13 protein-coding genes are annotated in these 12269 nt (G+C 66.9%); 10 read left to right on the top strand and 3 right to left on the bottom strand.

Annotation, left to right across the window (positions count from 1 at the left end):
* The 3 genes from A1351_RS01995 to A1351_RS01985 all read left to right on the top strand — a co-directional run.
* Positions 1-516 (top strand): tryptophan synthase subunit alpha (locus tag A1351_RS01995; protein WP_198162193.1); only part of this gene is annotated, 516 nt, incomplete at its 5' end.
* On the top strand, positions 513-1373 hold the full coding sequence (gene accD, locus A1351_RS01990; protein WP_064032013.1) for an acetyl-CoA carboxylase, carboxyltransferase subunit beta: 861 nt from the start codon (positions 513-515) through the stop codon (positions 1371-1373). The genes A1351_RS01995 and accD, both read left to right, overlap by 4 nt.
* Positions 1374-1493: 120 nt before the next feature.
* A complete protein-coding gene (locus A1351_RS01985; protein WP_064032012.1) occupies positions 1494-2801 on the top strand; it encodes a folylpolyglutamate synthase/dihydrofolate synthase family protein in 1308 nt (435 codons plus the stop codon).
* Positions 2802-2885: 84 nt separating this feature from the next.
* On the opposite strand, the gene A1351_RS01980 is transcribed toward A1351_RS01985, so the two are convergent.
* Positions 2886-3569, bottom strand: a complete 684-nt coding sequence (locus A1351_RS01980) for a type 1 glutamine amidotransferase domain-containing protein (RefSeq protein ID WP_064032011.1) — start codon at positions 3567-3569, stop codon at positions 2886-2888.
* Between the two features lie 178 nt (positions 3570-3747).
* Between A1351_RS01980 and A1351_RS01975 the strand changes: the two genes are divergently transcribed.
* The 7 genes from A1351_RS01975 (at position 3748) to A1351_RS01945 (ending at position 10579) form a co-directional block, all read left to right on the top strand.
* The gene (locus tag A1351_RS01975; RefSeq protein WP_024878532.1) at positions 3748-4929 is read left to right on the top strand and encodes a (5-formylfuran-3-yl)methyl phosphate synthase; all 1182 of its coding nucleotides are present in this window, start codon (positions 3748-3750) and stop codon (positions 4927-4929) included.
* The gene (locus A1351_RS01970; RefSeq protein WP_064032010.1) at positions 4907-5560 is read left to right on the top strand and encodes a hypothetical protein; all 654 of its coding nucleotides are present in this window, start codon (positions 4907-4909) and stop codon (positions 5558-5560) included. Before A1351_RS01975 ends, A1351_RS01970 begins: the two co-directional genes overlap by 23 nt.
* Complete coding sequence (locus tag A1351_RS01965; RefSeq protein WP_024878530.1) at positions 5557-6126, top strand: flavoprotein; 570 nt, start codon at positions 5557-5559, stop codon at positions 6124-6126. The genes A1351_RS01970 and A1351_RS01965 overlap by 4 nt, the downstream gene beginning before the upstream one ends.
* Complete coding sequence (locus tag A1351_RS01960; protein WP_064032009.1) at positions 6119-7513, top strand: DUF6513 domain-containing protein; 1395 nt, start codon at positions 6119-6121, stop codon at positions 7511-7513. Before A1351_RS01965 ends, A1351_RS01960 begins: the two co-directional genes overlap by 8 nt.
* A 37-nt stretch (positions 7514-7550) precedes the next feature.
* Positions 7551-8120, top strand: a complete 570-nt coding sequence (locus A1351_RS01955) for a DUF447 domain-containing protein (protein ID WP_024878528.1) — start codon at positions 7551-7553, stop codon at positions 8118-8120.
* A gap of 88 nt (positions 8121-8208) precedes the next feature.
* The gene (locus A1351_RS01950; protein WP_064032008.1) at positions 8209-8775 is read left to right on the top strand and encodes a DUF4337 family protein; all 567 of its coding nucleotides are present in this window, start codon (positions 8209-8211) and stop codon (positions 8773-8775) included.
* 214 nt (positions 8776-8989) lie between these two features.
* Positions 8990-10579, top strand: a complete 1590-nt coding sequence (locus A1351_RS01945) for an ATP-binding protein (protein WP_024878526.1) — start codon at positions 8990-8992, stop codon at positions 10577-10579.
* A 7-nt stretch (positions 10580-10586) separates the two neighbouring features.
* Here A1351_RS01945 and A1351_RS01940 read toward each other — a convergent pair whose 3' ends face one another.
* Together A1351_RS01940 and fae are read right to left on the bottom strand one after the other, a co-directional pair.
* Positions 10587-11609, bottom strand: coding sequence for a hydantoinase/oxoprolinase family protein (locus A1351_RS01940; protein ID WP_064032015.1), 1023 nt, complete (start codon positions 11607-11609; stop codon positions 10587-10589).
* A gap of 99 nt (positions 11610-11708) precedes the next feature.
* Positions 11709-12218, bottom strand: a complete 510-nt coding sequence (gene fae, locus A1351_RS01935; RefSeq protein ID WP_026600040.1) for a formaldehyde-activating enzyme — start codon at positions 12216-12218, stop codon at positions 11709-11711.
* Positions 12219-12269 lie beyond the last annotated feature (51 nt).

Here is a 12269-nt window from a genome sequence, read left to right as displayed (position 1 = left end):
ATCATCGTCGATCTTCCGGCGGAGGAAGACGCCGAGCTGTGCCTGCCGGCGCGCGCGGCGGGGCTGAACTTCATCCGCTTGGCGACGCCCACCACAGACGACAAGCGCCTGCCCAAAGTGCTCGAAAACACGAGCGGATTCGTCTATTATGTGTCGCTCACCGGCATCACCGGCGCGGCGCTGTCGGATTATTCGGGCGTGTCGGAGGCGGTCGCGCGCATCAAGCGCAGCACGCCTCTGCCCATCGCCGTCGGCTTCGGCGTCAAGACGGCGGAGAACGCCGCCGCGATCGCGCAATACGCCGATGGCGTGGTCGTAGGGACGGCGCTGGTCGATGCGCTGGCGAAATCGCTCGACGCGGAAAATCGCGCCGGTCCGCGGACGGTGGAGGCGGTGACGAGCCTCGTCGCCGATCTCTCCCGCGGCGTGCGCGGCGCGCGGGCGCATGAGGCGAAGAAGGACGAGCCCTTCTCGCTGAAATCGGCCTTGGGGGCGCTCGCGAGGCTTTGGTCATGAACTGGTATTCCAACGTCGTTCCACCCAAGATCAAAGCCCTCATCAAGCGCGAGGCCCCGGAGAACGCCTGGGTCAAATGCCCGGAGAGCGGCCAGCTGGTGTTCCACAAGGACATAGAGGACAATCTCTATGTCGTGCCGGGCTCCGGCTATCACATGCGCATTCCGGTGGAGGCGCGGCTCGCCGGCCTCTTCGACAATGGCGAGCACGAAGTGGTGCCGACGCCGGATGTTCCGAGCGATCCGCTGAAGTTCCGCGACATCAAGCGCTATGTCGACAAGATCAAGGAATATCGCCTCAAGACCGGCCATCAGGATGCGGTCACGATCGCCTATGGCAAGCTCGAGGGCGCGGCCGTCACTGTCGCCGTGCAGGACTTCGAGTTCATGGGCGGCTCGCTCGGCATGGCGGCGGGCGAGGCGATCATCGCCGGCATGAGCCACGCCATAGAGAAGCGCACGCCCTTCATCATTTTCACCGCCTCCGGCGGCGCGCGCATGCAGGAGGGCATGTTCTCGCTGATGCAGATGCCGCGCACCACCATCGCCGTGCGCCGGCTGCGCGACGCGCGACTGCCCTATATCGTCGTGCTCACCAATCCGACGACCGGCGGCGTCACCGCCTCCTACGCCATGCTGGGCGACATTCACATCGCCGAGCCCGGCGCGATCATCGGCTTCGCCGGCGCGCGCGTCATCGAGCAGACGATTCGTGAGAAGCTGCCCGAGGGCTTCCAGCGCGCCGAATATCTGCGCGACCATGGCATGGTGGATATGGTGGTGCCGCGCACGGAAATGCGCGAGACGCTGGCCCGGCTCTGCGCGCTGCTGACCAAAGCGCCGCGCCGCGCGGCCTAGAGCATGTTCCCGAAAAGCGCCAAGCGGCTTTCGGAGACGAACATGCGAGCTCGAATCTTTCCAGGAGCGCATTCGGACGTGATTCGTCCGAATGCGCAATAAGAAGCGAAAGCCAGTCCCATGGATCAGCGCGACGCGATTCTGACGCGCTTGCTGGACCTTCATCCCAAGAAGATCGATCTGTCCCTCGGACGGACCGAATGGCTGCTGGCCGAAATGGGCCATCCCGAGCGCCGGCTGCCGCCGATCATCCATGTCGCCGGCACCAATGGCAAAGGCTCGACGCTGGCCTTTCTGCGCGCCATTCTGGAGGCCGCCGGCCAGCGCGTTCATGTCTACACCTCGCCGCATCTCTTGCGCTTCAACGAGCGCATCCGCCTCGCCGGAACGCTGGTGGACGACGCCCGCCTGCAAAAGGCGCTGGAGGATTGCGAGCGCGCCAATGGCCAGCGGCCCGTGACCTTCTTCGAGATCACCACCGTCGCCGCCTTCGCGCTCTTCGCCGAGGAGCCCGCCGATTGGCTGCTGCTGGAGACTGGCCTCGGCGGGCGCTATGATTCGACCAATGTGATCGAGAGCCCCAAGGCCACGATCATCACATCCATCTCGCGCGACCATCCCGAGTTTCTGGGCGATACGATCGAGAAGATCGCCTATGAGAAAGCCGGCATTTTGAAGCGCGGCGCGCCCGCGATCATCGGCTTTCAGCAGCATGACGGCGCCCGCGACGTGCTGGAGCGCGAGGCGCGGCGCGTCGGCGCGCCGCTCTCCATCGCCGGCGAGGATTTCCATATTCGCGAGGAGAATGGCCGCTTCGTCTATGAGGACGAGCGCGGCCTGCTCGATCTGCCGCTGCCGCGCCTGCCCGGCCGCCATCAGCAGGCCAACGCCGCCGGCGCCATAGCCGCGCTGCGCGCCGTGGCGCCGCACATTGGAGCCGAGCATATAGAGGCGGGCCTCACCCGCGCCGAATGGCCGGCGCGGCTGCAATTGCTCTCGCGCGGACGGGTGGCTGATCTGGTGCCGCCAGGCTCGGAAGTCTGGCTCGACGGCGGCCACAACGACGACGGCGGCCGCGTGCTCGCCGAGGCCATGGCGCAATTCGAGGAGAAGAACGCCCGGCCGCTGGTCTTCGTCTGCGGCGCGCAGGTGACGAAGGACATTCGCGCGCTGATAAAGCATTTCGTCGGCCTCGCCGGCGAGGTCGTCGCCGTGCCGGTCGAGGGCGAGCATAAGAGCTGGCCGCCGGAAGAGATCGCCGCGCTGGCCTGCGCCGAGGGCATGAGGTCGGCGGCGGCGCAGAGCGTCGAGGAGGCGCTGGCGATCATCGCGCAGCGCAGCTATGCGGTTCCCCCGCGCATATTGATCGCCGGCTCGCTCTATCTCGCCGCCGGCGTGCTGGCGCTGAACGGCTCCGTCATAGAGTGAGGCGACGCTTCATCCTTCTCCCGCTTGCGGGAGAAGGTGGCCCGGCGAAGCCGGGTCGGATGAGGGTCCGCGCCGGAAAGAGCGTCACCCTTTCGCGAGCGCTTCCAGCAGCTTGTGGGCGGCCGGACCGGAGGACGCCGGATTCTGTCCGGTAATCAGCAATCCGTCCTCCACCACATAGGGCGCCCAGTCCGCGCCTTTCGAGAAGAGCGCGCCCTTGGCGCGCAGATCGTCCTCCACCAGAAACGGCACGACCCCGGTGAGGCCCACGGCCTCCTCCTCGCTATTAGCGAAGCCCGTCACCTTTTTGCCCGCGACCAGCGGCCGTCCGTCCGGCGCGCCCACATGTCGCAGCACGCCCGGCGCATGGCAGACGAGGGCGATGGACTTTCCCGCGCGGATGAAAGATTCCAGCAGCGCGATCGAATGCGCGTCCTCGGCGAGATCCCAGAGCGGACCGTGGCCGCCGGGGTAGAACACCGTGTCGAAATCCTCCTGGCGGACGTCGGCGAGCGGGACCGTCTGCGCGAGCTGCGCCTTCGCCGCCGCATCCGCCTCGAAGCGTCGCGTGAGGTCGGTCTGGAAATCCGGCTCATTGCTCTTAGGGTCGAGCGGCGGCTGGCCGCCCTTCGGCGAGGCCAGCGTGATCGTCGCCCCAGCGTCCTGGAAGGCGAAATAAGGGGCGGCGAGCTCTTCCAGCCAGAAGCCGGTCTTGCGGCCGGTGTCGCCGAGCCGATCATGCGATGTGAGCACGATGAGAATTTTCATGGGGCCGCTCCGTCGTCTCGCTTTTTCGCGCAAGCGCTCGCCGGAAGATAAGGAGCCCACCGGCAGGCGCCCACTCCAATTCGCCTGCGGCGCCACTTGGATTTCGGAAGAAATTGCTCCACAAGCGTCCTGCCTCTCCCGCCGCGGGCCGAGGCGAGATCGAAAGAGCGCCTGATCGATGACCCTAATGTTGACGAGCGTCGCCAGCGTGGCGGAAGCCGAGATCGCCACCGCTGGCGGAGCGGACGTCATCGATTGCAAGGACGCCACCCGCGGCGCTCTCGGCGCTCTGCCCGTGGCCGAGGTCGCGGCGATCCTGCGTTCCGTCGCCGGTCGCCGTCCGGTCAGCGCCGTCGTCGAGCTGTCGCATGATCCGGCTGTGGCGCGCGCGGCGATAGAGGAGACCGCCGCGCTCGGCGTCGCTTTCGTCAAATTCGCGCTGCCGGCGACGCCGGACGCCGATGCGCTGATCGCGGCTCTGGCTCCGATCGCGCAGCGCGTGCGGCTCGTCGCCGTGCTCTTCGCCGATCTCGGGCCGGACCTCGACGTTCTGCCGCGCCTCGCCGCAGCTGGCTTTGCCGGCGCGCTGCTGGACACGGCGCATAAGGGCAAGGGCAGGCTCATCGAGCATTTCGACATTGGCGCGCTCTCTTCCTTCGTCGAGCGCTGCCATGCGCTGGGCCTCGAGGCGGGGCTCGCCGGCTCGCTGGAGGCGCCGGACGTTCCGCGCCTTCTGGTGACGGGCGTCGATGTGATGGGCTTTCGCGGCGCCCTCTGCCGCGACCACGACCGCAAGAGCGCGATGGACGCCACGGCTGTCGCGCTGATCCGCGATCTCATCCCCGGCGGCCCGGCGCGGGCGAGCGGCAAGGGGGCCGCGCTCGCCGCCAATGTCGATTGGTCGCTGGTCGTCGGCCGCGGCTATCTCGAGAGCCGCGAGCGCACGCGCGAGGTGGACCATGTCTTCGTGCGCGATCTCGTCATTCCGGTCGAGATCGGCGCCTATGATTTCGAGCGCGGCCGCACGCAGCGGGTGCGCTTCAATGTCGATGTCGATGTGACGCGCGTCTCCGCCGGCGGCGACGACATGCGCAATGTCTTCTCCTATGACGTCATCATGGACGCGATAAAGATGATCCTCGCCTCGGGCCACATAGAGCTCGTGGAGACGATCGCCGAGCGCCTCGCCGAGCTGGTGCTGCGGCACGAGCGCGTGCAGGCGCTGACCGTGCAGGTGGAGAAGCTCGATGTCGCGCCGGGCGCGGTCGGCATTCGCATCCGCCGCGAGCGCCAGGCCGAGACCGCCAAGGTTCACAACCTCTTTCCGGGCCTTCCCGATGCCGCCGAGCCCGAGCGCTGAGACGCGGCCTCTCGTCGTCAAGCTCGGCGGAAGCCTCGCCGCCTCCCCCGCCTTGCGCCAATGGCTGGCGGCGCTGCGGCGCTATCCCGGCCTTCTCACCATCGTTCCCGGCGGCGGCCCTTTCGCCGATGCGGTGCGAAGCGCGCAAGAGACGCTGCGCTTCTCCGACGCGGCGGCGCATGACATGGCCATAATGGCGATGGAGCAATATGGGCGCGCATTGTGCGACCTCGAGCCGGGCCTCCTTCCCGCCGCGACGCCGCAGGAGGCGGCGGCCACACATGCCCGCGGCGAGGTCGCAGTGTGGAGCCCGGTTGCGATGACGCGCGCCGATCCCCAGATTCCAGCGAGCTGGGACATGACGTCCGACAGTCTCGCGGCTTGGTATGCGCATGAGGCGGGAGCGCGCGCGCTATTGCTGATCAAGAGCGTCGATTTCCCGCCTTCCCCTGGAGGGGAGGGTGGGGGCGCCGCATCCATCGTCGATCCCTGCTTCGCGCATTATGCGCGCGGGCTCGACGTCTACATCGCCGGCCCCGCATCCTTGCGCGAGGCGCCTGAAACTTTCGCACGCGGCGGCCTTCCCGGCGCGCGCTTCGATTTCACCAGAGAGCAAAGCATCGCATCATGAAAAAGGTCGTCACGCCGCGCTGGGGCTGGGCGCTCACCGGCTCGGGACATTTCTTCACCGAATGTCTCGACATCATCCGCTCGCTCGACCATGTCGATCTCTTCGTCAGCAAGGCGGCGGCGGAAGTCATCCGCATGTATAAGCACAGGCTCGAGGACATGCCGGACCATGTGCGCGTGTTCAAGGACACGACGGCCAGTTCCGTTCCGGTCGGCGGCTTCTATCACAGCTATTATCACACGCTGATCGTCGCGCCGGCGACCTCCAACACGGTCGCGAAATTCGTCTATGGCATCTCCGACAATCTCGCGACCAATGTCTTCGCCCAGGCCGGCAAATGCCGCGTGCCGACGGTGGTGTTCGCCTGCGATACGGCGCCGGAGCTGGAGACGCAGGCGCCCGATCGCAAGGTGATGGTCTATCCGCGCCGCATCGACCTCGAGAACACCGACAAATTGAAAAACTTCGAGGGGACGCAGGTCGCCGAGAGCCTCGCCGCTCTGCATGAGGCCGTCGAGCGCCGGCGCCGCGAGCTTTCCGCTCGGGAGCCGATCGGGAATGTCTGAGCGCCTTTTGTTCCTCACCGGCCATCTCGCTCTGCCGCGCCTCGAGCGCATGTTGGCGGGCTTCGGAGAGGAGGCGAGGGACTGGCGCATCCACGACATAGGCGTGAAGGTCGCGGCGCTGATGACGCAGGAGATCATCCTGCGCCGCCTGCCGCGCCCGCTCACGGCCGATCGCGTCATATTGCCGGGCCGCTGCCGCGCCGATCTTTCCGCTCTCGCGGAGGCCTTCGGCGCCCCTTTCGAGCGCGGGCCGGAGGAGATCGCCGATCTTCCCGCTTTCCTCGGCAAGCGCGGCGGCAAGGCCGATCTCTCACGCCATGACATGCGCATTTTCGCCGAGATCGTCGACGCCTCCATCATGAGCGTCGAGGAGGTGATCGCCCGCGCGACGATGCTGAAAGAGGCGGGCGCCGACGTCATCGATCTCGGCTGCCTGCCGGACACGCCCTTTCCGCATATGGAAAAGACAATCGTCGCGCTCAAAGAGCGCGGCTTTTCCGTCAGCCTCGATTCGGCGAAGCGCGAGGAGCTGGAGCGCGGCGCGCGCGCCGGCGCGGATCATCTGCTCAGCCTCCACGAGCATACGCTCTCGATACTGCCGGACAATTCGCCGCTCGTTCCGATTCTCGTGCCCAATCCGCACGGCGATCTCGACTCGCTGCAACGCGCCGCGCGCATCGCGGAGAGCCGAGGCATCGCCTATATTCTCGATCCGATTCTCGATCCCATTCACTTCGGCCTCGCCGCCTCCATAGAGCGCTATGTCGAGACGCGCCGCCGCGAGCCCCACGCCGAAATGATGATGGGCACGGGCAATCTCACCGAATTGACCGATGCGGATTCCTCCGGCGTCACCGCCGTTCTGCTGGGCCTGTGCTCGGAGCTGGACATTCGCCATCTGCTCACCGTGCAGGTGAGCCCGCACACGCGCCGCACGGTGCAGGAGCATGACGCGGCGCGGCGCATGCTGTTCGCCGCGCGCGCGGACGCCGCTCTGCCCAAAGGCTATAGCGACGCGCTGCTGCAAATCCACGACAAGCGCCCCTATGCAGCGACGCCGGACGAGATCGCCGAGCTCGCGCGCGAGCTGCGCGACGAGAATTTCCGCATAGAGGTCGCCGCGGACGGCATCCACATTTACGCGCGCGGCTTTCATCGCGTGGCGCAGGACGCAATGTCGCTCTTTCCCGAGCTCGGGGTCGAGAAGGACGGCGCCCATGCCTTCTATCTCGGCGCGGAACTGATGAAGGCGGAAATCGCTTTTCGTCTGGGCAAGCGCTATCGGCAGGACGAGCCGCTGGACTTCGGCTGCGCTTCGGATAGATCGCAGGAGGACGAGACGCGCCTGCGCGAGGCCGGACATACGCTGCGCAAGGCGCGGGAATGATGGATATCTCACGGGACCCGAGCGGGAGCAGCAGCCGATGCCGATGATCCGCGAATGCATCGTCACCACGGTCGGCCCCACGGGCCAACATCATATCGCGCCGCTCGGGCTCATCGAGCAGGACGGATTCTGGGTCATCGCGCCCTTCCGCCCCTCGACGACGCTCGCCAATCTCGAGGCCGCGCCCTTCGCCACGGCCAGCTTCATCGACGATGTGCGCATTTTCGCCGGCTGCGTTTGCGGCAGGAGCGACTGGCCGATGGAGCCGGTCCCCGATTGGCCGGCGCCGCGCCTTTCCGCCGCCCTCTCGCACGCCGAGCTGGAAGTAGCGCGCAACGAGGGCGACCCTCAGCGGCCGCGCTTTTTCTGCCGGATAAGAAAAATCGTCTCCCACAAGCCCTTTTTGGGGTTCAACCGCGCTCAATCGGCGGTGGTCGAGGCCGCTATTCTGGCGACGCGGCTCGGAATGCTGCCCCGCGAAAAAATCGACACAGAAATGGCCTATCTCCGCATAGCGATCGACAAGACGGCCGGGGCCGCCGAGCGCGAGGCGTGGGAGCTGGTGACGGCCAAGATCGAGGCTTATCTTCAAACACAGTCGAAATGACCGATTCGCCCCTCGGGGGCGGAACGGCGCGGCGCGCCGGCGGCTCGCTCGATTAAATTTCGACACAAATTTTCACGAAGGATGGACAATGTCCGAAGCAATGACGACAGAGCATCTCGAGCACGCGGAGCATGCCGAGCATGTCGCCCATGAAGGCACGCCCTTCATGACGCAGGTCTCGATGACGATCGCCGTTTTCGCCGTCGTCGCCGCGACCATCGGCAGCCTGGAGACGATCGAGACCGCCGCCACGCTCGGCGCGCAGAACGCCGCCGCGCTCAGCCAGAGCAAGGCCAGCGATCAATGGGCCTTCTTCCAGGCCAAGAGCATCAAGAAGAGCGTGAACGAGGTCGCCGCCAAGCAGGGCGGCCCGCAGGCCGATCCGCTGGCCCGCGAGGCCAAGCGCTATGACGACGAGAGCAAGGCGATCAAGACCGAGGCCGAGGCGCTCGAGCATCGGGTCGAGGAGCATTTGCACGAGGCCGAGCATCACGAGCATCGCCATCACATTCTGACGATGGCGGTGACGCTGGTGCATGCGGCGATCGCCATTGCGACCATCGCGATCATCACCCGCGGCCGCAAATGGCCATGGTATTCCGGCCTCGCTCTCGCCCTCTCGGGCGTTCTTCTCGCCGGCTACGCCTATATTTGAGCATAGCGCTCGGCCGGGACCGCGGCGCAGCGTCGCGGCCGCCCCGGCCGAAGCCGGCCAAAAATCCGCGCATTGCCGAGTTTTCGGTCATTATTTCGTAGACTTGTCTCATTTTTAGCGACGACCGGCTCGCGCCGAGCCACCTCGCCGCCAGCGGAGCGCGGGTTGCTTTTTCAGCCGCCATCGCAATCTCTCCGCTTGTGGAGTGCCTCCGATGTCTGCATTGAGCGAATGGCTCTTCGGCGTCGACAATCTGACGCCGCATGGTTTCTGCCTCCTCTGGGAGCCGGGCCTGATCTGGCTCTTCGCGATCTCCGACGGCTTGATCGCGCTGGCCTATTTCTCCATCCCGCTGGCGCTGGTCATCATCGGGCAGAGACGCGCGGACCTCGTGTTTCGGCCCCTGCTATGGCTGTTCGCCGCCTTCATCCTGCTCTGCGGCGCCACGCATTGGCTCGATGTCGTGACCTTGTGGAAGCCGGTCTATGGCGTGCAGGGAATCGTCAAGGCGGCCACGGCGCTCGCCTCGCTCGGGACCTCGATCGCGCTATGGTGGTGGCTGCCGAGCTTTCTGGCTCTGCCCTCGCCCGATCAGCTGCGCAGGGCCAACGCCGCGCTGCTGGAGAGCGAGGAGCGGCTGGCCCATGCGCAGAAGATGGAGGCGATCGGCCAGCTTACCGGCGGCATTGCGCATGACTTCAACAATGTGCTGCAGGTGGTCATCGGCTCGCTCGGCGTCATAGAGCGGCAATTGGCGCGCGGGCGCGCCGAGGAGATCGGCCCGTCGGTGGCCGCGATTCGCAAGGCGGCGAGCTCGGCCTCCAATCTCATCGACCGTCTGCTCGCCTTCTCCCGCCGCCAGACGCTGCTGCCGCGCGTCATCGAGCCGGACAGGCTGGTCGTCGGCCTCGAGGATATGCTGCGGCGCACGCTCGGCTCCGGCGTCGAGCTCGATCTGCGGCTCGGCCGCTGCCGGCGCAGCGTCGTCTGCGACCCGTCGCAGCTCGAGAGCGCGCTGCTCAATCTGGCCATCAATGCGCGCGACGCCATGCCGGCCGGCGGCGTGCTCGAGATCGCGACCGCAGATCGCCGGCTGGACGCCGACCCCGACGATCCCGACGCCACGCCCGGCGATTATGTGGAGATCCGTGTGAAGGACAATGGCGCCGGCATGAGCCGCGAAGTGCTGGCGCATGTCTTCGAGCCTTTCTTCACCACCAAGCCGACCGGGCGCGGCACGGGCCTCGGCCTCTCGCAGATTTATGGTTTCGTGAAACAGTCCGGCGGCTTCGTGCGCATCGACAGCGCTCCGGGAAAAGGAACCAGCGTGCGCCTCTATCTGCCTGGACGCGACCAGCCCAGCCTCGCGCCGGGCGAGGCCTTCGCCGCCCTGGAGGTCGTGGAGCAGAAGCAAGATTACGCCGCGCCCTGCGGAAAGACGCTGCTCGTCGAAGATCAGCTGGAAGTGCGCATGCAGATCGCCGACGCGCTCGAGGAGATGGGCTGCGATGTCATAGAGGCCGATGACGGAAACGCCGGGCTCAAGGTGCTCGAATCGGGCGAGAGCTTGCGCCTGCTGGTCACGGATGTCGGCTTGCCGGGCGTGAGCGGACGCCATCTGGCCGAAGCCGCCCGCGCCGCTCACCCCGATCTCCCGATCCTGCTCATCACCGGCTATGCCGGCAAATCGCTCGACAGCCTCGATCTCGCATCGAACATAGAAGTTCTGCGCAAGCCCTTCACGCTCGAGGAGCTCGCCGCCCGCGTGAAGATTTTGCTGGCGCGCGCCGCCGCCGCGGAATAGCCCCCGCTCAGCCGGAAGCGAGCAGAGCGACCGCGCAGGCCGGCGCGCAATCGGCGGCGGCCGTCGCGACCTCCGGGACCGAATCGATGAGATCGGCGATATCGCGATAGGCGCGGCCTTCGGCCAGAGCGAGGCGCGCGACCAAGGCGCGGCCGACGCCGGCGCCCACGATGGGCGCGCCTTCCGCCATTGCGGCGCGCGAGCGCAGCAGCGCGATCTGATCCTCGATCGAACGCATCTGCGCGCGTGCGAGAAAATCCGCGAAGGCGCGCCATTGCGCGGGCGAGGCCTCGGCGGCGTCACGGCCGGCGAGGCGCGCGAGGCGGGCGATCGATTCGGCGACGCTCTTGCCGCGCCCGTCCGCGGTCGGCTCGGCGTCCTCTGCGACGAGATCGCCGGTCACGCGGCGCACATCGGCCATGGTCGCGAAATTCTCGCGCGCCGGCGGCGTCCAGCGGCCCGCAAAGGGCGCGAGCGTCACGCCGGCGAGCGGATCGCCGCGCGAGAAGCCCGTGTAGACCAGCTCGCCATTGGCGAGGCGCTCTGCGTCGCCGCCGCCGAGGGCGCCGACGCGGCCGCCGGAAATGGGGACAAGATCGGTCGTCGTCGAGCCCATGTCGATGAACAGCGCCTCGGGTAGTCGCCGCGCGACCAGCTCCGCGCTCGCCCGCCAATTGGCGGAGGCGATGGCCTGCGCCGCGCCGCGAACCTCGGCGAAGGGAAGGAAGCCGCCCTCCCCGGCGTAGAACAGAGTCTCGGCCCCCTTCACGCGCCGGGCGACCGCGGAGGCGATGGCGGCGACGCCGGCGGCGCGCGTCTCGAAAGCGTCGGAGAGCTCGGCCGTCATGGTGACGGCGAATCGATCCGCGGCGCCGAGGCGGGCGACCGCCTCCTCTATCGCGCCCTCGAGCCGCGCGAGGCCGTAATGCGGATTGCAGGGCAGCAGCAGGACCTCGACGATCCGCCCGTCAATGGCGCGCGCGGCCTTGAGATGCGCGCCGCCTATGTCGAAGCCGATGACGCTGGCCATGAGCCTTTCCGTTTCGGTCGGCGCGTCGCGCGCGCCTTTAAAAAGCAAAAGGGGAGCCGCGAACGGCTCCCCCGATGATAAGTGATCCGGTCGAAGCCGTCAGTTGGCGCCGAAAGGATGCTTGACGTCGTTGCGCTTGGCGACGACCTCGGCGGCCTTCGGCTCGCCCTTGATGGCGCGGGCGATGGCTTCCTTCGTGGCCTGATAGTTGTACTCTTGGATCTTCTTGTCGTCGTTGGCGTCCCAATGGATGAACACGCCGACCGAGATGAAGACGTCATCGGCCTCGGCGAGCGGGATCACGCCCTCGGCGACCGAATCGGCGACCGCCTTGGCGACGCCGGCCTGCGCCGGTCCGAACATCTGAACGGCCTGCTTGGCGTTCTTGATGGTGACCTTGTTGAACAGGATCGTGTTGGGCTTGGCCAACAGGTTCGGCGCGACGACGGCGAGCAGCGTCGTGAAGCCGTCCTTGTTGTTGACGAGCGCATTGGCGAAAGCGGTCTCGGCCGCGCTGCCGCGCGGTCCGATCAGCAGGTCGATGTGAGCGACTTCATTGCCTTCGCCGACGAGCGACTCGCCGATCATGAGCTTGTTGATCAGGGCCATTTTCTCTTCTTCCTTATCGACATGTCGCTTCGGAGACTCCGAGCCGTTCTC

The organism is Methylosinus sp. R-45379, assembly GCF_001644125.1.
GTDB lineage: Bacteria > Pseudomonadota > Alphaproteobacteria > Rhizobiales > Beijerinckiaceae > Methylosinus.
This window is presented reverse-complemented; position numbering and strand designations above follow the sequence as displayed.

What these genes read in the sequence shown, in the direction of transcription:
- A1351_RS01980 (WP_064032011.1), bottom strand. Translation starts at nt 3,569, where the DNA reads ATGAAAATTCTCATCGTGCTCACATCGCATGATCGGCTCGGCGACACC.
- A1351_RS01975 (WP_024878532.1), top strand. Translation starts at nt 3,748, where the DNA reads ATGACCCTAATGTTGACGAGCGTCGCCAGCGTGGCGGAAGCCGAGATC.
- A1351_RS01985 (WP_064032012.1), top strand. Translation starts at nt 1,494, where the DNA reads ATGGATCAGCGCGACGCGATTCTGACGCGCTTGCTGGACCTTCATCCC.
- accD (WP_064032013.1), top strand. Translation starts at nt 513, where the DNA reads ATGAACTGGTATTCCAACGTCGTTCCACCCAAGATCAAAGCCCTCATC.
- A1351_RS01965 (WP_024878530.1), top strand. Translation starts at nt 5,557, where the DNA reads ATGAAAAAGGTCGTCACGCCGCGCTGGGGCTGGGCGCTCACCGGCTCG.
- A1351_RS01940 (WP_064032015.1), bottom strand. Translation starts at nt 11,609, where the DNA reads ATGGCCAGCGTCATCGGCTTCGACATAGGCGGCGCGCATCTCAAGGCC.
- fae (WP_026600040.1), bottom strand. Translation starts at nt 12,218, where the DNA reads ATGGCCCTGATCAACAAGCTCATGATCGGCGAGTCGCTCGTCGGCGAA.
- A1351_RS01970 (WP_064032010.1), top strand. Translation starts at nt 4,907, where the DNA reads ATGCCGCCGAGCCCGAGCGCTGAGACGCGGCCTCTCGTCGTCAAGCTC.
- A1351_RS01950 (WP_064032008.1), top strand. Translation starts at nt 8,209, where the DNA reads ATGTCCGAAGCAATGACGACAGAGCATCTCGAGCACGCGGAGCATGCC.
- A1351_RS01955 (WP_024878528.1), top strand. Translation starts at nt 7,551, where the DNA reads ATGCCGATGATCCGCGAATGCATCGTCACCACGGTCGGCCCCACGGGC.
- A1351_RS01960 (WP_064032009.1), top strand. Translation starts at nt 6,119, where the DNA reads ATGTCTGAGCGCCTTTTGTTCCTCACCGGCCATCTCGCTCTGCCGCGC.
- A1351_RS01945 (WP_024878526.1), top strand. Translation starts at nt 8,990, where the DNA reads ATGTCTGCATTGAGCGAATGGCTCTTCGGCGTCGACAATCTGACGCCG.